Annotated in this window: 20 protein-coding genes and 1 tRNA gene; 10 read left to right on the top strand and 11 right to left on the bottom strand. The window is 48.2% G+C overall.

Annotation, left to right across the window (positions count from 1 at the left end):
- Positions 1-55: 55 nt before the first annotated feature.
- Positions 56-1,690, bottom strand: coding sequence for a chaperonin GroEL (gene groL / locus NG795_RS12305; RefSeq protein WP_367288956.1), 1,635 nt, complete (start codon positions 1,688-1,690; stop codon positions 56-58).
- A gap of 91 nt (positions 1,691-1,781) precedes the next feature.
- Entirely contained in the window at positions 1,782-2,093 is a 312-nt protein-coding gene (gene groES / locus NG795_RS12300) for a co-chaperone GroES (protein ID WP_015147152.1), read from the bottom strand.
- A gap of 275 nt (positions 2,094-2,368) precedes the next feature.
- Here groES and NG795_RS12295 point away from each other — a divergent pair, with 275 nt between their 5' ends.
- The 4 genes from NG795_RS12295 (at position 2,369) to NG795_RS12280 (ending at position 7,253) form a co-directional block, all read left to right on the top strand.
- Positions 2,369-2,821: a (2Fe-2S) ferredoxin domain-containing protein gene (locus tag NG795_RS12295; protein ID WP_367288955.1), complete on the top strand. Its 453-nt coding sequence runs from the start codon at positions 2,369-2,371 to the stop codon at positions 2,819-2,821.
- A 574-nt stretch (positions 2,822-3,395) separates the two neighbouring features.
- On the top strand, positions 3,396-4,043 hold the full coding sequence (locus tag NG795_RS12290; protein WP_367288954.1) for a response regulator transcription factor: 648 nt from the start codon (positions 3,396-3,398) through the stop codon (positions 4,041-4,043).
- A gap of 955 nt (positions 4,044-4,998) precedes the next feature.
- A complete protein-coding gene (labA, locus tag NG795_RS12285; RefSeq protein WP_015147155.1) occupies positions 4,999-5,520 on the top strand; it encodes a low amplitude/bright protein LabA in 522 nt (173 codons plus the stop codon).
- Positions 5,521-5,645: 125 nt separating this feature from the next.
- Positions 5,646-7,253: a 2-isopropylmalate synthase gene (locus tag NG795_RS12280; protein WP_367288953.1), complete on the top strand. Its 1,608-nt coding sequence runs from the start codon at positions 5,646-5,648 to the stop codon at positions 7,251-7,253.
- A gap of 201 nt (positions 7,254-7,454) precedes the next feature.
- On the opposite strand, the gene NG795_RS12275 is transcribed toward NG795_RS12280, so the two are convergent.
- From NG795_RS12275 to NG795_RS12265, 3 genes are all read right to left on the bottom strand, one after another.
- Positions 7,455-7,991 (bottom strand): Uma2 family endonuclease, encoded by a 537-nt coding sequence (locus NG795_RS12275; protein ID WP_367288952.1) that lies wholly within the window; start codon positions 7,989-7,991, stop codon positions 7,455-7,457.
- Between the two features lie 190 nt (positions 7,992-8,181).
- Positions 8,182-9,060, bottom strand: a complete 879-nt coding sequence (locus NG795_RS12270) for a M28 family peptidase (protein WP_367288951.1) — start codon at positions 9,058-9,060, stop codon at positions 8,182-8,184.
- A 201-nt stretch (positions 9,061-9,261) separates the two neighbouring features.
- Positions 9,262-9,915: a response regulator gene (locus NG795_RS12265; RefSeq protein WP_367288950.1), complete on the bottom strand. Its 654-nt coding sequence runs from the start codon at positions 9,913-9,915 to the stop codon at positions 9,262-9,264.
- A 16-nt stretch (positions 9,916-9,931) separates the two neighbouring features.
- On the opposite strand from NG795_RS12265, the gene NG795_RS12260 reads away from it, so the two are divergent.
- Together NG795_RS12260 and NG795_RS12255 are read left to right on the top strand one after the other, a co-directional pair.
- Positions 9,932-10,162 (top strand): hypothetical protein, encoded by a 231-nt coding sequence (locus NG795_RS12260; RefSeq protein WP_367288949.1) that lies wholly within the window; start codon positions 9,932-9,934, stop codon positions 10,160-10,162.
- A 531-nt stretch (positions 10,163-10,693) separates the two neighbouring features.
- Positions 10,694-11,065: a response regulator transcription factor gene (locus NG795_RS12255; RefSeq protein WP_367288948.1), complete on the top strand. Its 372-nt coding sequence runs from the start codon at positions 10,694-10,696 to the stop codon at positions 11,063-11,065.
- A 365-nt stretch (positions 11,066-11,430) separates the two neighbouring features.
- On the opposite strand, the gene NG795_RS12250 is transcribed toward NG795_RS12255, so the two are convergent.
- The 5 genes from NG795_RS12250 to NG795_RS12230 all read right to left on the bottom strand — a co-directional run bounded on the left by NG795_RS12250 (position 11,431) and on the right by NG795_RS12230 (position 15,482).
- On the bottom strand, positions 11,431-11,916 hold the full coding sequence (locus NG795_RS12250) for a DUF2721 domain-containing protein (protein ID WP_367288947.1): 486 nt from the start codon (positions 11,914-11,916) through the stop codon (positions 11,431-11,433).
- Between the two features lie 46 nt (positions 11,917-11,962).
- Positions 11,963-12,712 carry a sirohydrochlorin chelatase gene (locus tag NG795_RS12245; RefSeq protein WP_367288946.1) on the bottom strand — a complete coding sequence of 250 codons (750 nt, stop codon included), beginning with the start codon at positions 12,710-12,712 and terminating at the stop codon, positions 11,963-11,965.
- A gap of 212 nt (positions 12,713-12,924) precedes the next feature.
- Positions 12,925-13,284 carry a rhodanese-like domain-containing protein gene (locus tag NG795_RS12240; RefSeq protein ID WP_367288945.1) on the bottom strand — a complete coding sequence of 120 codons (360 nt, stop codon included), beginning with the start codon at positions 13,282-13,284 and terminating at the stop codon, positions 12,925-12,927.
- A gap of 149 nt (positions 13,285-13,433) precedes the next feature.
- Positions 13,434-15,020, bottom strand: coding sequence for a GUN4 domain-containing protein (locus tag NG795_RS12235; RefSeq protein WP_367288944.1), 1,587 nt, complete (start codon positions 15,018-15,020; stop codon positions 13,434-13,436).
- Positions 15,021-15,113: 93 nt separating this feature from the next.
- Entirely contained in the window at positions 15,114-15,482 is a 369-nt protein-coding gene (locus NG795_RS12230) for a DUF4359 domain-containing protein (RefSeq protein WP_367288943.1), read from the bottom strand.
- 151 nt (positions 15,483-15,633) lie between these two features.
- Between NG795_RS12230 and NG795_RS12225 the strand changes: the two genes are divergently transcribed.
- Both NG795_RS12225 and NG795_RS12220 read left to right on the top strand, forming a co-directional pair.
- Positions 15,634-15,706, top strand: a tRNA-His gene (locus NG795_RS12225).
- A 125-nt stretch (positions 15,707-15,831) separates the two neighbouring features.
- Positions 15,832-16,764: an RluA family pseudouridine synthase gene (locus tag NG795_RS12220; RefSeq protein WP_436836053.1), complete on the top strand. Its 933-nt coding sequence runs from the start codon at positions 15,832-15,834 to the stop codon at positions 16,762-16,764.
- Between the two features lie 790 nt (positions 16,765-17,554).
- Here NG795_RS12220 and NG795_RS12215 read toward each other — a convergent pair.
- Positions 17,555-17,830 (bottom strand): hypothetical protein, encoded by a 276-nt coding sequence (locus tag NG795_RS12215; protein WP_367288941.1) that lies wholly within the window; start codon positions 17,828-17,830, stop codon positions 17,555-17,557.
- A gap of 680 nt (positions 17,831-18,510) precedes the next feature.
- On the opposite strand from NG795_RS12215, the gene NG795_RS12210 reads away from it, so the two are divergent.
- Both NG795_RS12210 and NG795_RS12205 read left to right on the top strand, forming a co-directional pair.
- Positions 18,511-19,146 (top strand): hypothetical protein, encoded by a 636-nt coding sequence (locus NG795_RS12210; protein WP_367288940.1) that lies wholly within the window; start codon positions 18,511-18,513, stop codon positions 19,144-19,146.
- A 254-nt stretch (positions 19,147-19,400) separates the two neighbouring features.
- Positions 19,401-21,218 (top strand): peptidoglycan D,D-transpeptidase FtsI family protein, encoded by a 1,818-nt coding sequence (locus tag NG795_RS12205; protein ID WP_367288939.1) that lies wholly within the window; start codon positions 19,401-19,403, stop codon positions 21,216-21,218.
- Positions 21,219-21,502 lie beyond the last annotated feature (284 nt).

Below are 21,502 nucleotides of genomic sequence, written 5' to 3'. Positions count from 1 at the left end.
TCCCTACGATTTATCTATGCTAGGGGCAATTTATCTACCCCTACAAATTTAAACCTTAGTAGTCGAAGTCACCGCCGCCCATTCCGGCACCTGCGGGAGCGCCTTCTTTGGGTTCGGGTTTGTCAACCACAATACACTCGGTGGTTAACACCATTCCGGCGATGGAAGCTGCGTTTTGCAGAGCAGAACGAGTCACTTTGGCAGGGTCAACAATACCGGCTTCAAACATATCCACAAATTCATTCGTGGCAGCGTTGTAACCGACGTTGAATTCTTTCTCTTTCACACGTTCGGCAATAACAGCACCGTTTTGTCCGGCGTTTTCAGCAATCCGCTTCAGGGGAGCAGCGATCGCACGAGCGACAATCAAAGCTCCGGTTAAGGCTTCTCCGGTTAAGTTACCATTGGCCCATTCTTCTAAAGCTGGGGTGAGGTGAGCCAAGGTGGTACCACCGCCAGGAACGATACCTTCTTCAACTGCCGCTTTGGTGGCGTTGATGGCATCTTCTAAGCGCAGTTTGCGGTCCTTCATTTCGGTTTCGGTTGCAGCACCCACTTTGATGACGGCAACGCCACCGGCGAGTTTAGCTAACCGTTCTTGCAGCTTCTCTTGGTCGTAGGAAGATTCGCTTTCTTCCATCTGACGACGGATTTGCTCGCAGCGAGACTTGACGGCTTCTTCGTTACCTTCAGCAACGATGGTGGTGCTGTCTTTGGTGATGGTGATGCGGCGGGCTTTACCGAGCATATCCAGCTTGGTATTGTCCAGTTTCAGACCGGCATCTTCGGTGATCAGTTGACCGCCGGTGAGCACGGAGATATCTTCGAGCATCGCTTTACGGCGATCGCCAAATCCAGGCGCTTTCACAGCAGCCACATTCAGCACACCCCGCAGGCGGTTCACCACCAAGGTTGCTAAAGCTTCTTTCTCGATATCTTCAGCAATAATCACCAAAGGACGACCGGCACGAGCAACTTGCTCTAACACGGGCACCAAATCTTGGACGAGGTTGATTTTCTTGTCGGTGATCAGGATGAAAGGCTCGTCAAACACGGCTTCCATGCGCTCGGTGTCGGTGACGAAGTAAGGGGAGATATAACCCTTATCGAAGCGCATCCCTTCGGTGATTTCCAGTTCGGTGGTCATGGATTTCCCTTCTTCCAAGGAAATCACACCTTCTTTACCGACTTTATCCATTGCTTCGGCGATCATGTTGCCGACTTCTTCATCGTTACCGGCAGAGATGGTTCCGACTTGGGCGATGGATTTGGTATCTTCGACCTGACGAGCATGAGCAGCAATCTTTTCGACTAAGAATGCAGTTGCTTTGTCAATTCCGCGTTTGAGGGCGATCGCATTCGCACCAGCGGCGACGTTGCGGAGTCCTTCTTTGACCATTGCATGGGCCAAAACCGTTGCGGTGGTGGTTCCATCCCCAGCGGTATCGTTGGTTTTGGAAGCGGCTTGGCGAATCAGAGCTACCCCGGTATTCTCAACGTGGTCCTCCAGTTCGATTTCTTTGGCAATGGTGACCCCATCATTGACGATCTGAGGTGCGCCGAATTTCTTTTCTAGCACCACGTTACGGCCTTTGGGTCCTAGGGTGACGGCAACTGCTTCTGCCAGGATGTCCATGCCTCGTTCCAGAGCGCGACGAGCGTTTTCGTTGTAGATAATACGTTTAGCCATAGGTGTCCTTTGCAGTTTGTATGAGGTGTACTATTTCAGATGAAATTGAAATCAGAGGGAAGGGTAAAACTTGTTGAGGGGGTTACCCGGTTTAGCCAACGATCGCCAGGATGTCTTTTTCGGCTAACAACACAAACTCATCGGTGCCGAGTTTGATGTCGGTGCCTGCATATTTGGAGTAGAGCACTTTGTCGCCGACTTTGACTTCTAATTCTTGGCGAGAGCCATCGTCGTTGCGCTTGCCAGGACCAATTGCTGCAATTTCACCAACCTGGGGCTTTTCTTTGGCGGTGTCGGGGAGCAGAATGCCACCGGCAGTTTTTTCTTCAGAAGCACTGACCTTGACAAACACGCGATCGCCCAAGGGTTTAACGGTAGAAACACTTAAAGAAACAGCAGCCATGTAAAATCCTCCTTATCCATATCTATAGTCGATTCGGGTGAAAGCGCTGGCACTTTACTCTCGAAAGTCTTGACTGGCTTGAGTTTTATCTCTTTTCAGTCTTTCTTTGAGGAGTAGGTTTAGCACTCTCGACCTATGAGTGCTAATTTAGCGGAATGTTTGTACTGAACGCAACTATTCTTTCTGTACGGGTTCCCGAACTTTTTGGAGGGGACCTTTGGGTAGGGGTGGGGATGGGAACCACAGATTGCACAGATTTTCACGGAGAGCAGAGGATGATAGAACAATCAATTCCGGAGCAAGTTACTTGTCAACCTGGGGATGAGAGTCTTTTGGAGTCTTGTGTTGAGGCTTTGGGATTAAAGCAGATTCAACGGCACGTTTTTATCTGCGCGGATCAGACTCTGGCGAAGTGTTGCTCGAAAGAGGAGGGTCTGGTGGCTTGGAATTATTTGAAACAACGGTTGAAAGCGTTAAAGCTCGATCGCGTCACGCCAACTCGCCCCGATTGTGTGTTTCGCACGAAAGCCAACTGTCTGCGCGTCTGCTGTGATGGGCCGATTTTGGTGGTGTATCCCGATGGGGTCTGGTATCGTTCTGCCACTCCCGAGGTGATTGAACGGATTATCCAAGAGCATTTAATTGGCAACCAGGTGGTGCAGGAGTATGCATTTCTGACTCATCCATTACCCACTCCCGATGCTGAAGGGACGGCGCTGGCAGACTGAATGAGTTCATGCATGGTGCTTTGCCTTAAGAGTAAGTCCACTTCCGGTCCCCTCCCCTGTGTCTGGGGGAGGGTTAGGGTGGGGTCCACTCCCCTCGGGATTAAAACCGGATGGGGTGGCAACAAATATCCCACCTCAAGGGTAGAATTGGTCCGAGGGTTTCAGAGGGGCGATCGCCTCGTTCTATCCCGGTTTTTTCCCATCGATTTCTCGGGGTGAAGTTCATCCTAGGGATGCCCGGGTTGAAAACCCTTTCAACCGTAGGACAATCCGTTATAATCGATAGCGAGCTAAACCTGTATGGCGAGTAATATTTATTAATACATTAGTTTTGTAGATACCCACTAACCGGATTACTCTTTGGAGTAAAGCGCTCGCAACGGATAGTTTCGAGGCGATCGGTTAAAGACTGAAAATCACCGGATGGCAGGGAATCAAGCTAACGCGATCGCCAACCGAGGAATTCTGTCTCTACCACTGCGATGGGAAGTCCCCACCGGATTTCATCCAATTTCCAGGGTAACGCTCGAACCATCTACATTGAATCCATTCAAAATTTGGTACTAAATAACACATGACTGAACCCAGTATAGGCGCTCAAAAGAGACTTCTGCTGATTGACGATGACCCCAACTTAATCCTGTTAGTTAAAGACTATCTGGAATTTCGGGGGTACGAGGTCACCACCGCAGAAAATGGCCGCGAAGCCCTCGAAATATTAGAAAAAGAAATGCCAGACATGATTATCTGCGATGTCATGATGCCAGAAATGGATGGCTATGCCTTTGTGGAACAGGTTAGAAAAGACCCCCGCACCAATTGGATTCCGGTCCTGTTCCTCTCCGCTAAGGGTCAAAGTCAAGATCGGGTCAAAGGGTTGAATACTGGGGCTGATGTTTATATGGTCAAGCCCTTTGAACCGGAAGAACTGGTCTCTCAAGTCGAAGCGTCCCTCAAGCAAGCCGGTAGATTGCTTCAGCATCAACTCAAACTGGGTACGAATGGGCCGAAAATTCAAGTTCCCTTTGATGTGGAACTGACGCCGACGGAAACGAAGGTGGTGCAGTTAGTCGCCCGGGGAATGGCAAATCGGGAAATTGCGGAGGCGATGAAAGTCTCTCAGCGCACCATTGAAAGTCATGTTTCCAATATGCTGGCGAAAACGGGTCTGCACAACCGGACCGAGTTAGCACGGTGGGCCATTGAAAGTAAAAGGGCCTAGGGCCTCGGTACAGACGAGGGGAGAGCAACTGGGTTTTTTGACCTCATCTCTACTCAGCACTCCAGGTTCTTAAGCCCCAAAAACCCTGTTTCTTGTCCCCTGGGTCGAATCCCGAACTGACCAGCCCTAGGGGGTGGTGATTCTCCACTTTATCTGGCCCGGAGGCATCAGCGGCGACCCGAGTCGTACCCCCATCGATTATCCCAAAATCAGGGTTCTTTGAGCCTGCTAGGACGAGTGGAGATGGATGCTAATTCCTGACAATCGAGCAGCCGCTGTTCTGTCCCTAGACGCAGCAACAAGGCGGCTACTGGGGTTATTCAGAGGCAGTCGCCCCCTCCTATTTAAAATTGGTCAATCCGGAACTCGGTTTTAGCGGTAAAGTGATAAAGAAGGATTTGGGCCTCCCCGAATTCCTCAAGTTGTTAATGAGATACGGACTCCCCTGAATCAGTGACCGGAGGTGATAGGGCCAAACTCAACCCAGCATATATTTATTTAATCCCACATCACAAAAAATATCCATATCGCGATTTTATAACGGGCAATGCAGTAGAATGATGCTATTTCCTAAACAGACTTATGATAGAAAAAACTCTAACCTATTCACAACTACTGTCTTAAGCATTCAAACTTCTTAGTTCGACCCGTTTTAACCCTCGATGGGTAGCGCAAAAAATACGGTATTACCTAGATTGGCGTGGGACTCTCATATTGGAATCACTGCTGAAGATTAACAGGAGTACCAAAGCTCACCAACCCCCAGCATTCAGGATGAAACCTCCTGAATAGTAGTCAATTGCTGGCTCAGGGGATTCCGTCTGGTTCGCTGATGTTAGCCAACCAACGCTCTGCTCTTTTGGTAACCCCTTCCAAAGCGGTTTATTTTGATAAACCGACAGGGATTCACATTTCATGGTTAATTATTTTCTACTAATATTAGGTCTAAGTTTCTATGGGTTTTTTAATGAACCGTCTGTCTATTTTTGTAGACGGGAACAATATGTTCTACGCTCAACAAAAGAATGGTTGGTTTTTCGATCCCAGAAGGGTGCTAGAATATTTTACCCAAGAGCAGCCTGGGATTATGTTAATTAATGCCTTTTGGTACACCGGACTCAAAGATCCGCAGGACCAACGAGGTTTTAGAGATGCCCTGATTAGTTTGGGATATACGGTTCGCACCAAAATTCTCAAAGAATATTATGACGACACCTCGGGGCGCTATTCTCAAAAAGCTAATTTAGACATCGAAATTGTCGTCGATATGTTTAATACCGTAGAACAGTATGACCGAGTGGTGCTATTTAGTGGGGATGGAGATTTCGAGCGGGCGATCGAACTCTTACGGTCTAAAAATACTCATATCACCGTCGTTTCAACCGAAGGAATGATTGCCCGAGAGTTGAGAAATGCCACCGATCGCTATATTGACTTGAATGATATTCGCGACCACATAGAAAAAATCGATTATTAGAAGTCAGAACTCAAGATGGGCGGTTAGAATCAAAATACGGCAGTGCAACAAACGCACCCCTAACCGCCCGCTTTCGTTAGTCAACGGACAAACATTAGCTCAACATGGACTAGGAGGTACATTCCATGACAAATCAACCCGATCGCATCATTATTTTTGACACGACCCTTCGCGATGGTGAACAATCGCCAGGGGCCAGTCTGAATGGAGAGGAAAAACTGACCATAGCGCGGCAGTTAGCGCGACTGGGTGTGGATGTCATCGAAGCTGGATTTCCCTACGCCAGTCCCGGAGACTTTGAAGCGGTCCAAAAAATCGCCGAATTAGTCGGAGTCGAAGGAGGCCCCACGATTTGCGGATTAGCGCGGGCGACTCGGGCGGATATTGAAGCGGCAGCAAAGGCCCTCAAACCCGCTGCCAAAGCACGAATTCACACCTTTATCGCCACCTCGGATATTCACCTAGAGTACAAACTCAAAAAGACTCGTCCCGAAGTGGTGGCGATCGCTGAGGAAATGGTCGCCTATGCCAAGTCTTTTGTGGATGATGTGGAATTCTCCCCAGAAGATGCGGGACGTTCGGACCCCGAATTTCTCTATGAAGTGTTGACGAAGGCGATCGCCGCTGGGGCCACCACCATTAATATTCCCGATACCGTCGGTTACACCACCCCCGGAGAATTTGGGGCGATTATTCGCGGTATCAAAGAAAATGTCCCCAACATTGATGATGCTATCATCTCGGTTCATGGTCATAATGACCTCGGTTTGGCCGTTGCGAACTTCCTAGAAGCGGTCAAAAATGGGGCAAGACAATTGGAATGCACCATTAATGGCATCGGCGAACGCGCAGGAAATGCCGCCTTGGAAGAATTAGTCATGGCATTGCACGTCCGTCGTCAGTATTTTAATCCCTTCCTCGGACGTCCGGTGGAGTCTCAAGAACCGTTAACGAATATTGACACCCGACAAATCTACAAAACCTCGCGGTTGGTGTCGAATTTGACCGGGATGTTTGTGCAACCGAATAAGGCGATCGTTGGTGCCAATGCCTTCGCCCACGAGTCGGGAATTCACCAAGATGGTGTGCTTAAGCATAAGCAAACTTATGAGATTATGGATGCTCAATCCATTGGGTTAACCGACAATCAAATTGTCTTAGGAAAACTCTCGGGACGTCATGCGTTTGCGAGTCGCTTGAAAGAGTTAGGATTTGACCTCTCGGATACGGAGTTAAATAATGCTTTTCTCAAGTTTAAGACGGTAGCAGACAAGAAGAAAGAGGTTACGGATTGGGATCTCGAATCGATTGTCAATGCTGAGATCCAGCAACCCCCGGAAATTTTCCGTTTGGAGTTGGTGCAGGTATCCTGTGGCGATCGCGCCCGTCCAACGGCAACGGTGACGTTACGCACTCCGACAGGGGAAGAACTTACGGATGCTGCGATCGGGACGGGTCCCGTGGATGCGGTGTATAAAGCGATTAATCGGGTGGTGAATGTACCGAATCAGTTAATTGAGTTTTCGGTACAATCGGTAACCGCCGGAATTGATGCTTTAGGAGAGGTGACGATTCGCTTACGTCATGGCGATCGCATTTTCTCCGGTCATTCCGCGAATACGGATATCATTGTCGCCTCCGCTCACGCTTATGTCAATGCTCTAAATCGCTTGTATGCGTTTTTAGAGAAGCAACAGGAAGCAACTCCAGAACCCGCAACCGCAACACTTTAACCTTGAATTTCAGGAGTGTGAGTTGCTTGCTCGCTATTAATTGATAGGAAGAGAAAAACAGCCCGCACAAGCAGGCTGTTTTTTTAATAAGAATGAAATAATTGGGGATAATAAATGGACTGATAATTTCCTCTAAATTAGTTGTTTCATTCTAGGAAAAAAGGGATTTTCTGATTTTTAAAATCGGTTCGTTACTCTTGACTATCCCAACAATTCGTCCAAGGCAATCTTAAATCCCTCTAAAACCACTTGAGTGCTGACAATATCTCCGACTTGAAAAGCGAGGGTCTGATGGTGAGTCAGGATGAAAATTCTCAGTCCTTCGGGAAAGACTAGCCAGACTTCTTGACAATTGGATTCTAAATATTCTTGAGCTTTTGCTAACAATTCCTCCGCCACATCGGTGGGAGAGGCAATCTCAGCAACTAACGGCGGACTCTGAGGTAAAGTAGGCTCATTTCTATAGCGTTCTAGCAGTTCTGGGGTGAGGTAGGAAACATCGGGTCGGCGTCCCTGTTTTTGGGTACGGCAAGGCATTTCTACATAAACTTCGCCTCCTTGTCCAGATTCGGTCTTATAATTGCCCCAGTAACGAGACAGCCTAGCTTGAATTTCGCTATGTCTGAGTGTCATTCCTGTTTTCTCCACCAGTTTTTCATCCACCCATTCCATATTTTCGGGCGGATTTTTCATGAAGTCGTCTAGGGTGAACTGTTCAGTGTCGGTAGTCAGTACCATAAGAACTTCCTAGCTATTAAATGGTCTTAATTGAGCCGATTGATACGGAATCGGGTAAAAACCCCCCACCCTTCAGTGTGCGGGGTTTCGTGGATTTGGTATTAATGGCTATGATAACATAAATTTAAACAATTGGATTCTCATAATCTGTAATTTACTCAATCCCCTGTCATCTGACAAACGGTATCAGTTATAACTTCCGAATAGTGGCAATTAATCCCTGGCAAACGCCCGTTAAAAAGTCTAAGTCTAAGGTTTCTATGGTATCGCTGGGTTGATGATAGTGGGGATTTCTGAGATTTGCGGTATCAGTAATCATGATGGCTGGATATCCTAAATCCCAGAATGGAGCGTGATCACTGCGTCGGGTATCGGGGACGATGTGGCCTTTTTTACCGGCGGGTAACCATTGGCAAGGGAGTCCGGTTTTTTTGATAATTCGGCTGATTCTAATCAGGTCGATTAGGGTGGAAATATTGCCGATTAAAGCGATATAATTTCCCTGATTGGGGTAGATGTATTGTAATCCTGGGGGATACTTTTGAGAATGGGGTTGAGGATTGCAGTAGCCGAGCATTTCTAGGGAAATCATCAGGCGCAGAGGTTCTCGTTTGGCGGCGAGTTCGGTAGCGTAGGCGGTACTGCCACATAAGCCATATTCTTCCATATCAAAGGCGATGAGACGCAGAGGATAGCGGGGGGTTTCGGTGGCGAAAATGCGGCCTATTTCTAGTAAGACGGCGATGCCGGTGGCGTTGTCGTCGGCACCGGGAGAACCGGGTACGGCGTCATAATGTGCGCCAATTAAGATGGGGGGTTTGGGTTTGCTGGTGCGATCGCCTCCTGGAATATCTAACACTAAGTTTTCATGGGTTCTGCCACTGATTTCAAAAGCATGGGTTTCTACAGTGCCATATTTTTGGAACTGTTGGCGGATGTATTCTCGGACATAGAAATAGCCGCCTGTGGCAAAGTAAGGGTCGCGATCGCGAACAACTTGGACAAGATGGGACTGCAAGTTCGCTTTCAACTCTCGGGTTGTCTCTTCGAGGTGATGATTCTCCGGCATAATCAGTCGGTTCCTTTAAAAATAATCAGCAGTTAAATAGTTGGCGTTGGCAACAGTTCTCAGGGAGTTCAAAAAAATAAATCATCCAAGTTTTGCGGTAAAAAACTTGACTCTTCAGCCTGCGTAGGCAGGCTTTGTCCGTATAGCCCCAGGCTTGAGCCTGTGGGTTTTTGGGGATTTTATTTTTTGGAGTTCCCTCAGTTACGAGTTTTCCTCAAAAAATACAGCATGAGCAACGATCGCTGCTTGAGTGCGATCGCGTAAATTCAACCGATTTAAAATATGAGTGACATGATTTTTCACCGTTCCCTCGGTAATATACAATTGTTTAGCAATTTCCCGATTACTCGCACCTTGAGCAATGAACCGCAACACTTCCAATTCCCTGGGGGTTAGTTCTTGCCATCCCAGGGGAACATTCGGTTTGCGAAGGGGTGTTGCCTGGACTTTTGCCATCACTTTGGTGACTAAACCGGGTCCAATTTGAGTATAACCCTTGTGAACCGTGCGAATTGCATGGGCTAACTCTTCCGATGGTGTATCTTTGAGTAAGTATCCTCGCGCACCCCCGCGCAGCGCCTCCGCTACTGACTCATCATCATCCACCGTGGTGAGCACCAAGACTTTCACCTCGGGGAATTGTTGGCAAATTGCCTGGGTTGCCTGTACCCCATCCATCACCGGCATATAAATATCCATCAGCACCACATCGGGTTGGAGATGGTGCACCTGTTCGATCGCCAGTTGTCCATTTTCCGCCTCTCCCACCACCTGCAAATCCGTTTCTGCTTCCAGCAATGCCATCAACCCCCGACGAATCAGATTCTGATCGTCTACCAATAAAATGCGAATCATTGGGACCCCTTCACAAATGCAGATATCAGCCGTGATCCGACAACCCGTCGCTTCGGTTGGAGGCGAAGGACTTCATAAGGGGGTAGGCGGAAAACTGGCATTTAGCCGATATTACGATGAAATCTTGGATTTCGCGAGGCGATCGCACCCCCAGAATTGTCGCGATCGCCAGAAATATCCCCCTCTTTTCCGCCCAGTAGCACCCTATTCCCTCTGTCGCCGTGCTACTTTTTCTCAATCAGGGTAAGCACTTGAGTTGACTCATGGCAACAGGCAACAGGGTGAGTGTCTCCGAAGATTGTGACAAAAGTCATTGTTTGCCTTCGCACTTTTGTCATAGAAGAAGTTGTGCCTTTTGCCGGATGCTATTTCTCCCCTGCTTTTTTAGAATTGAGAAAACAGCCAAACAGTCCGTTGATTATCCCCACTTAGAGGTTATGATATTACACCCGTGATGCCCCGTTTATCCCCCTCCCCTCAAACCGTTCCGGTTTGAGGGTGGATCAACTTCTCAAGCAGCTACTCCCTCGATAAAAAGGGGATTTAGGAGAGATGCTTCCCACACCCGCCAAACCCGTTTGCGTTCAATCTAACCGTCCCAGAATTCATGAGAAACAGGAATGCTGGCGGTGCAATTCTCTTTGAAGGAACGGGTTGAAACTTGAAGGGTGGGTTGAGGGGAACTCACTGGAGCAATTCTGCTTCCAGGAAGTAAGATTAAGATAGCTCGTGTTCCTATTCAGTCAAGGTTTGAAACCCAGCATATAGAAAGGTCATTATGAGTACGGTATTGATTGTGGACGATAGTGCTACAGCGCGGGAAATGCTTTCATCTATCCTCCAAAATGTGGGAATGAAGGTCATTGAAGCCCGGGATGGGGTCGAGGCTCAAGAAAAAATTGTAGACAGTCCTCCGGATATCGTGGTATTGGATATTATTATGCCTCGCATGAATGGGTATGATTTATGTCGGTGGCTGAAGAAAACTCCCACTGGTCAAAATATTCCGGTGTTAATGTGTTCGAGCAAGGCGGAACAGTTTGACCGCTATTGGGGGATTAAGCAAGGCGCAGATGCCTATTTGGCCAAGCCTTTTCATCCATCGGAGTTGATTGAAACGGTGAAAAGTTTATTGCGTTCTCTGGGGTAATTTGGGGTGAATTTTAGGAGAAACTTTTCATGGTTAGGTGTTGGTTTAGTAGAGTTTAGAAACCGGGCCTCTTGAGAAAAACGGTTGTAATTAGCAGGAAAGTTAGGTCATAAACCCGGTTTCTTTGTGGTTGAAACCGACTGAAAATCTGACACAGTGGTGTTTTTAGTCGGTTTTTAACCGACTTTAGCTATTAGGCGGGGGTTTTAACCCCCGCCGGATGATAACGACTTCAGTCGTTACTTAAGAGAACGACTTCAGTCGTTACTTAAGAGAACGACTTCAGTCGTTACTACGAACATGGAGAACTTAAGAGAACGACTGAAGTCGTTACTACGAACTTAAGAGAACGACTGAAGTCGTTACTATTTGGGGTCTTGCTCATCTTTCATTTCCATGAGAATGACGGAATAGGAGATGAGTTCATCGACTCCGGTAAAGGTAACTCCTCCTAAAAACATTAACATTCCTAGGACAAAGAGGGATAGAGGAAAATGCTGATTTACGGGATTTTCTAACAAGTAATCTAGCCCGATCGCCAAGGAACTTAGAATAAATAACGTGGCAGCAACAATATTGCAAAAAACTGAGTTTCTAACATATTTAGCGCGGCGGAGCAAGAATCTAAGTTGACTTCTAACACTCATCAATCGGATTTCTTCTTCCCGCTCTACTTCTTGATTATGGCTAATTTCTCGGATCAGTTTTCGGCGTTCATCGGTTAGAAGTCGAATTCGGCTCAAGAGGGAAGAGTGCCGAGCATTTAATCCCAAAAAAAAGAGAGAGCTCGATGAAATCATGACAGCCGGTGCTACGAGTGCTTGGATGGATTCAGTTGCGGTTACTTGCATCAATCGAAACCTCTGGATTGATTAACAAAGAAAAGTTAGCTCTTATTTAAGCAGTCAGTTCTAAAATTAATTCGGCTAATTCTGGTGTTGCGCCAATGGGATCAGCTAACTGGATCTGGAGTTCGGGTTGGCGTTGAGAAATTTCTCGGGTAAGTTTGCCGATCGCATCGGTGATCCCCCCAGAAAACAGAAAGTAAGGAAGGATACCCAGATGGCGATGTCCCGTTTGAATTAACTGGTCTATCCTTTCTTCTAAATTAGGAGAAATGGACCAATAGGCGGGGAGTGCTTGCAGTCGATTGGCCATCTCCTCCACCACTTGATTGCTACCCACACGCCGCGATCCGTGAGATAAAACAATCCACTGTTGATCGCCAGAATTGCTGTCCTGAACGGGTTGAATTGCCGATTGTAATAAGTGGCTCAATCCGCTGATTTGACTGCCTAAATGCGGGCGTAAATCTAACTGCATGGTTGTCCCCAGGATTTGGTGAGCTTGGGCAATTTCCGCTGGAATATCTTCCATGACATGAACCCCTTCTAGGAGAAAGAGGGGTAAAATTTGGAGGCGATCGCAACCCACCGCACGGGCACCATCGGCAAACGCGGTGATTTGTTGGTGTAAAGGCAAGGGATGCAATTCTAATTGTGCTGTTCCCACCATTGGTAAAGTGGACTGACCCTGCTGTTGCTGCAAGCGATCGCGCAATAAACCGGCTAACGCTTGCATCGCCACTTCTGGACGAGGATCGCGACTGCCGTGGGAAACCAGTAAATAAGCCGTGGTGAATTTCAAAATTGTTTTATCCAAAGTATGCGATCGGGACTCGTTTGAAATGTCATTAAATTATCATGACAGGGTTCCTATTTTAATCAAATTGATGCCCTTAAATGCGGGAAAAAATCCCTCCGGGTCCTATTCCCATCGGACGACTGCCTCAGATTCCTGAATTTAGGGAATCCAGATTTAGGGAGTCAAGGGGGAGTCTGCGGGAAACCCGGGGAAAATTAATACCGTGGCACAGCAGGATCTACAAGTTGGGAATAGGCATCGATGCCCCCACTAATATTTTTAACCTGGGTGAATCCCTGGGTTTGTAACCACTGGCACATCTGAGCCGATCGGATACCATGATGGCATAACACCAGGGTTTCCCTCTCCGGATCCAAGTGGGTGTAAATCTCCCCGGACCATTGAGAAAACTCGCTCAGGGGAAGGATGGTAAACCCGGCGATCGCCGCGATTTCCACCTCGTGGAGTTCGCGGACATCAATCAGTTGCAACTCGGTGGGTGCGCTGGCAAGGCGATCGGCGAGTTCTTGGACAGAGATTTGAGCCAGGGATGGACGCGGATTCGATTGAGTCATGAGATTCTAATAGTCTGTACCAGACTGACCAAACAACGTTCTCACTCAAATTGTGCCTTGTTTGGGTTGGATTTGGCTACAATCACCCGTCTCAAATGGGAGGCTCTGCCTCCTCTCTATACCAGGGTACAACTTAAATCAACAACCGTTTATCCGGCGGACAATTCTCTTTCATCGTTGTTTTTGGTCTCGCACTGTTGCAATTTAGCCGCGATCGCCCCAGCGTGTCTCCACCATTTAGAACCAGCGGACCAACTGCGAGACGGTAAATGACCAATCGGTGCTTTTAAATTAAATTGAATCCCTTCATAAGGGAGCGTTGGATTGTAAGTTTTCCACCCAATGCGATCGCAAAATGCCCCATAATCTTTCCCCACCCCTTCATAAATTCGCGATTGAATGCTAAATCCAAACCTTGCATCACTATAGTTCACCCACAACAGATCAATCATCTGCAAATCTTCACAGGGCATTTTCGCAATATCATCTTCAAATAAATAAGCTCTCGGGTATTTCCCAGCAGCCTGACATAACAAGGTCCGGGTTTCTTCATCGGCTTGTTTCCACTTTTTAGCGGCCAGTAACTCTCGCAATCGACTATAATCAATGCCGAGGCTTGAAGTGAGGATATTCGGTTCATGGACTGAATTGGAAGAGGGGACTACTCCAGACCAGAATTGACCAAAGGCATCTCGCCAATTCGTTGTCCGGGGTGGAACTGGGGTAGCTTTGGACTGAACCGGCGATTGTTGAGGAGCCTTGACAGAGGCAATTCGCTTTTGTGGGGGAGGCGCAGAAGGCGATACGGCCAGTGAGGCGGCGGGAGTGGGATTCAGGTCTTGTAGCACTTCAGCAGCCGACTGATAGCGCTTCGTGAGAGCATTTTCCAGCATCTTATCTAATATCCGCCCTAAATCAGCACTGACCAGTTTATCTGTCCGGACAAAATCCCGCCACCTCCAGCGGTCTTGGTTGGCATCATATAAATGACCCGGAGACATTCCTGTGAGTAAATACAGGCAAGTTACCCCCAAGCTATACAAATCCGTGGCCGGAACGACCTTGCCACGGTTTTGTTCGGGGGCCATATATTCGGGAGACCCGATAATTGTCCCGGTTTGCATCATCGCTGTCGCACTTAACAGTTTGGCAATGCCAAAATCAATGAGCACAATTTGTCCTGCTTGATGTTCCGTGAAAGAGGGCCGATCGCTCCATACACGGCGAATGATATTAGCCGGTTTGATATCTCGATGGACAATCTGGCGATCGTGAATAAACGTTAGGACCGGGAGTAAATCATTGAGCAATGCGCGGATTTCGGCTTCCTGATAAGCCCCCTTTTGTTTCAGTTCCGAGGAGAGAGTCGGTCCCTCGATAAACTCCTGAACCAGATACAACCGTTGATTTTGCTCAAAATGGGCCAGGAGGGAGGGAATTTGGGGATGATGTCCCAGATCGTCTAAGCGCACTGCCTCATGATAAAACAGGTCTTTCACCTTATGGATGTGCTGGGTTTCCCCTTTCTGAAAAAACAGTTGCTTGACAACACATCGGGGTTTAGAGGGGATATCTTCATCCACCGCCAAAAAGGTCCGCCCAAATCCCCCATGCCCTAGGGCCTGAATGGGGCGGTAGCGCGCTTTTAGGATTAATTTACTGCCACAGCTTTGGCAAGTCTTCGCCGACTCAAGATTTTGGGGTTGGACGCATCCGGGAATAACGCAGTAGCTCATGACTTTGACCAGGGGGCGATCGGGTAAAGTTTAGACTCCACAGGGTGTCATTCCCGGTATAACATGGTCTTGAGGATTTACCCCCAAATTTGGCTACTGTTTTTTATATTCGTAGGTGTAGAAGCTTTGGAAGGCCCCTACGGTTTCAAACTGATAAGCGGGAATTAAGGGCAGGGGCAAAGACAGGTCAGTTTTATAAACGCTCCACAACAGAAAGTTTTGTCGCTGAGTGTTGCGGCGGATGATGTCCTCGATGTCACTCTGGACGGATCCAATGGCTGAAACACAGGCCCCTTTAGCAATGGGTAATCTATCACAGGCATTTTCTTGGGCATACTCCATCAGTCGTTGACTGGCATAGTCATGATAAGACTCCGGACCCGGGTTGGTCACCGCCATTGCTACCCCCAGCCCAACTAATACTGTACCCGTGACCGCCGCGATCGCATTTATTTTCTTCATCAGAACTCAACGTACCCATTTCTTTGTTTAGACTTCCCCATTTCCCCCCTGAGTTCAGCACCCCTTCCCTGCAATTTTCCAAAATTTTTGATTTTTTTTGAAAAAGGGTAGATCAAATCCACAAGGGTGTGTTATAGTAAAAAACGTGGTGGCGGGCGTAGCCAAGTGGTTAAGGCAGTGGATTGTGATTCCACCATTCGCCGGTTCAATCCCGGTCGTTCGCCCTCAGATTAAGTCAGGTAGGCAGCAGTGCTGTCTGCCTGACTTCTCTTATTTTAGTCGAATTTTAGACCAGGGGTTTTCCAAACCGGGAGAAATGCCCTCAAAAATAGGGACTTAACCGGGCATGATGGCAATCAGAGAAATTAATTTAGAAGTCAATGAGGTAACCGATCGCCTCGATCGCTACTTGGCGTCCCAACTCCCGGACCTCTCCCGGTCGCGAATACAGCAATTGATATCACAAAATTGCGTAAAAGTCAATGGGCAGGTTTGCACCTCGAAAAAGATGATGGTGGAACCCGGCGATCGCCTCTGCATCGAGATTCCCCCCGCAGAACCCTTGGAGATCGGCGCAACCGAGATCCCCTTGGATATTCTCTATGAAGATGACTGCCTGATTATCATCAATAAACCCGCCGGTTTAGTGGTTCATCCGGCACCGGGACATTCCGATGATACCTTAGTCAATGCCTTGTTAGCGCACTGTGAGAACTTGTCCGGGATTGGCGGCGTACAGCGTCCGGGGATTGTTCATCGCTTGGATAAAGATACCAGTGGGGCGATCGTTGTTGCTAAAACCGATCACGCGCATCAACATTTACAAGGTCAAATTCAAGCTAAAACTGCCCGTCGCGACTATCTGGGGATTATTTATGGGGTTCCGAAAACCGAAAGCGGAACCATCGATGCACCGATCGCCCGACATCCCCACGATCGCAAGAAAATGGCGATCGTTCCCGTTGAAAAAGGCGGGAGACTGGCGGTGACTCATTGGCAGATTAAAGAACGCTTGGGGAATTATACCTTAATTCATTTTCAACTCGAAACCGGACGGACTCATCAAATCCGCCTCCATAGTGCCTATATTGGACATCCCATCGTCGGTGATCCGGTGTATTCCAGTGGGCGATCGCTGGGGGTGAATCTGCCCGGACAAGCGCTACACGCCTGGAGTCTGACCCTAGAACATCCCGAAACCGGGGAAACTATTCAGGCGATCGCCCCCTTGCCGGATTATTTGCATAAGTTATTAGAAGTCCTGCGACGGCGATCGAACTAAGGTGCTAATTTTTCAGGGGGAGTGAATTGGAGAGTATATTGAAGAAAAGTTTTGGAAAAATGATTGAAGAGTTCGGGGGATATAGTTTTGTAAACTGCTTGGATAGTTAGCAGAATGGGCTTTTCAAAAATTCGGCGCAATTTTCTAAACCCTGAGAAGTTAAAGACGCCTCGGGGTTTAAGGTTTCCAAGCATTCGCATCATGCCCCATCAGACCAAGTGGGGTTTTTTCAGAGTTCTGTGGTCATCAACTGCAAAAATCCTGGCGAGTTAATTTGGCACTTTTTCTTTTAATAACCCTCGTTTATTTAGATATTTTATTTAATTTATCTGAGTCAAATCAGCTCTTAATTTTTTCTGAAATGGCCGGGAGGTTTTCGGATAGTTTAGTTGAATTCATCACGATTTTTGACTTTTGAGGACCTAGATGAGAAGGTGGTATTTTAAAGTCAAAATGCTGGCCCTGTCTATTTTTTTAGAAAATTTTAAAAATTCCTCAATTCCATGAGCATATAGCCTCTAGCTTTAGGGGCCACTTGGGAGCCATTCCTCCCGGACCTGGACTGGCAAAATGGCCCCAAATCCTGATCAGATTTGAGTTTCAGAAGTTAGCTTGAAAGGAGGGTGCAGAATTCCCCACAGTCCTGGATCCTCAAAAAATAACCCTCGACAAATGTCAAGGGTTTATGACTCCAATGACTTGAGCAAGGGCGCGAGGTTGAGGCCCTTACTGCAAGTTAATCGTTTGTAGTTGTTGTTATTCCAATTCCTACAGCCGTCGCTGGTCTGTTTTAAGGAGCAGAAGGAGCGGTTTCCGGAGTCGTCGGAGTTGCTTCGGGGGTCGTTTCCGGAGTTGTCGGAGTCGCTTCGGGGGTCGTTGCCGGAGTTGTCGGAGTCGCTTCGGGGGTCGTTGCCGGGGTCTCTACAGCTTCGGGGGCTGTCTGGTCTACAGGAACTTCCTCTGTGGGGGTAGTCGTAGCAGGGGTTTCCGGTTCATTGGTATTGCAGGCTACAACAGAGGTGGATAAAGCGAGTAAAACAGCTAAACTTGCGATTTTGTTTTTCATTTGGGATATTTGGGAGTGAATGAATCAGCCATGACCAAGGACCCAGACTGCCTCAGTCGTTTCTACAAAATGAACAACTGCTAAGGAACCCAATCTAGGGCAGTTTTTCGGGGTGGTTTCTCCTGGACCTACCCAGGGAAAACTACCTTAAAATCTGCTAGTAGTATAGGATAGGGCATTTTTACGAAAAAAGTTACAAATTTTCATCTATCTTAAAAATTTTTTATAGATTCTTGAAGAAACCCTCCCAGATCCTGGGGTGGATTGACCCTGAAATCTTAGACCCTGGGGAGCAAGTCGGGGAAATCAGCCTGAGTTTGCACCAGGGTGCTAGTTGTTACAATCCAGGGAGAGAGTGGGTACGGATGGAGCCTATCCGTTGACTTCGGGACTGGGGAAGAGGTGCTTTTTATCTCAATTGAGGCAATTCAACAACTCCCCAAGGAGAGGGAAACCGGGGGAACCGGAGCGATCGCCCTCCTGAAATCAGAGTTCCCCAACTGCAAAAGACTTACAGACAAGCCGGTGCTAGGATGGGGGAGTCTCCGTGGAATCCACAAGACTAGGAACATCGGAATTCTCAACTCAATTGATCCAGGGATTCAATCCTCCCTGCCCCTGAGAAGGGAACCGATATAAATAGATCTATTAACAACAACAGCCTAATATTGGTTAAAGTTATGACAGTTGCGTTCAGACCCTCAAATGCTCCGAGAAAAATCAGGTCCCGTCCAACTTCGGCAGGCACATCCAGTAATAAAGTAACCTCGATCGCAACTCGCCAAAGAAAAGCGAAAGAAAACCTAGCGATCGCCTCCCCCACCCCTGCTCAAGTCACCCCTTTGCGATCGGCTCAATCCAGTCCCCGAGTCCGAGAAGGATTAACCCCTAACCCGAAGACAAGCGAATCCAGAAAGAACAAAGTAACGAGAAATCAGTCTACCTCAAATCCTTGGGCTATTCCCTTTTGGTTGCGATCGCTCGTGAAAGCACAAACCGTTTCATCCTTTGCCACCTTCCTCCTCGTCAGTGCCGCCTTATTCATCTATGGCAGCACTGTTTACTATCAGCAACAGTGGGGTAATTCCTTCCGAGAGTTGGAAAGTCTGCGCCGCCAAGAGCGAAAACTGACCACAACCAACGAAAGTTTAAAAACCCAATTTTCCAAACAAGCGGAAGAACCGGGAAGCGGTTTAGTAACCCCCAACTTAAAACAAATGATATTTTTAAAACCCACCCCAGTAGAACCCCCAGCAACAGAAGAAATAATCGGGGAAGAACCCCCAACTTCTGATACCCGACCCGTGGGATATTAACCTCCAAAAGTCCGGGATTAAACCCGACTCATGTCTGACCTAAACCGGGGAATATCGCCTGAATTAATTCTGGAAGAAAAGCCTTCAAATTCTCCAACCTGATTACACTGTACGAGCGGAATATGGCATCAAGGATTCCACACCCTGGGGGAAGTTTGCAGCGGAACTCTCATCCCCAAACCCAATCTAAACGCGCGAAAAAAAACAACCGGGGGACTGCTCGGAATAAGCGAGGAAAAGAGAGCGGTAAAAACTTGCTCTTACTGTTACCCCTGGCATTTTTATTATTAATTCTGGAGAATTTGAACAGTTCGCCGCGCATGAGGCGAGGTGTCCGCGCCCTGACGCGATTGGGAAATCCGCGCATGAGATTTGCGGTAGTCTGGGGGGTTTTAATGGCTGGAATGTTGGGATTGAGTGGGAATTTGTATCGATTGCAAATTGTGAACGGGCAGGACTTACAAGAACAAGCCCGACAGCAGCAAGATGTGAAATTGCAACCGTTTATTCCCCGACGGGCGATCGTCGATCGCAGTGGCAACGTTTTAGCTCTGGATCGCCCAGTTTATACCCTATATGCTCATCCCAAACTGTTTAAAATCTCTAAAGAAGAGATGGCAGTTACCCTTGCCCCAATTCTGAATCAAACCAGTGCGGAACTCTTTGGAAAATTTAATCAATCCGAAAGTGGAGTGGCGGTGGCGATCGGCATCTCGGAGGAAAATGCCGATCGCATCCGAGATATCTTCCTGGATGGACTGGAATTAGAGCAAAATAGCGCCCGCTACTATCCCCAGGAAAACTTAGCCGCAGATGTGGTGGGATATGTGGATACAGAAGGCAACGGTCAAGCCGGGATAGAAGCCAGCCACCAGCACCTACTCGCCCGGGAAGCCTCCTTAGAACTGGACCGTCGCTTATGGGGTTCGCTGATCCCCGACCCGGTACCGGCGGAATTTATGCGCCTGGACGATTTGCATTTGCAAATCACCCTAGATTCCCGGTTGCAACAAGCGGCAAGGGTCGCTTTAGAAAAACATCGGAAACAGTGGAATGCCAAACGGGGCACGGCGATCGTTATGGATGCCAAAACCGGAGAAATCTTAGCCCTAGTTTGCGACCCCTCCTACGACCCGAACCAATATTTTAAAGCCGATGTGGAGTTATTTAAAAACTGGGCGCTGACGGATTTATATGAACCGGGATCAACCTTTAAACCGATTACGGTGGCGATCGCCTTAGAAGCCGGTGCCATTGAACCCAACAGCGTCTTTTATGATGAAGGGCGGATTTATGTGGATGAATGGCCCATTTCTAACTCCGATGGGGCCGGTCGAGGCAATCTCACCGTGACCGAAATCATCCGCTATTCCAGTAATGTGGGGATGGTGCATATTATCGAACAGATGCGATCGCGGGTCTTTTACAGTTGGTTACAACGCCTAGGCATCGGGGACATCATCGGCGCAGACTTACCCTTTGAAACTGCCAGTCAACTGCGATCGCGAGCCGAATTTATGGCCTCCCCGGTTAATGCTGCCACCGCCTCCTTCGGCCAAGGTCTTTCCCTGACCCCCCTCCAACTGGTCCAAATTAACGGCGCTTTAGCCAATGAAGGCTATCTCGTCACCCCCCATGTCGTCCGGGGACTCTTTGATAGTCAAGGACGCCAGTATTGGGAACCGGACCTCCGTCCCAAGCGCCAAGTCTTTTCCCCCGCCACCACTCAAGCAGTCGTGGCGATGATGGAGGATGCCATCACTGACGGCACCGGCAGCGCCGCCCAAATTCCCGGATATCGAATTGCCGGAAAAACCGGGACCTCTCAAAAAGCATCCGATGATGGCACGGGTTACTCCGACTACGCCCGCATCGCCAGTTTTGTGGCCATTTTACCCGCCGATAATCCCCGCTATGTCGTCCTCGCCGCCGTGGATGAACCTGTAGGCGGCTATGGGGGAACCGTCGCTGCGCCCATTGTCAAAGAAATCATGGAATCCCTGATTCAAATTGAGGGTATCCCCCCTTCTTCACAGGTTGAAACCCCCGAGGTTGAGGAGTCTGGGGAGTAAAGTGGCGATACCCGGTAAAGTGGCAACACCAGGCGGGGGTTTAAACCCCCGCCTAACAGCTCAAGTCGGTTAAAAACCGACTGAAAGTCTTATCCAGTGGTGTTTTTAGTCGGTTTTTAACCGACTTGAGCTATTCAGCTAAAAGTTTTTAACCCCCAACGGTTGTTGCCACAGATAGAAGATTTCCGTTGAAACCGACTGAAAGTCTGATCCAGTGGTGTTTTCAGTCGGTTTCAACCGACTTAAGCTGTTAGACGGGGGATTTATCCCCCGTCGGGTGTTGC

The sequence above is a fragment of the Laspinema palackyanum D2c genome (genome assembly GCF_025370875.1).
GTDB lineage: Bacteria > Cyanobacteriota > Cyanobacteriia > Cyanobacteriales > Laspinemataceae > Laspinema > Laspinema palackyanum.
The sequence above is the reverse complement of the archived record's forward strand: the minus strand, read 5'-3'. Positions and strand labels throughout refer to the sequence as shown.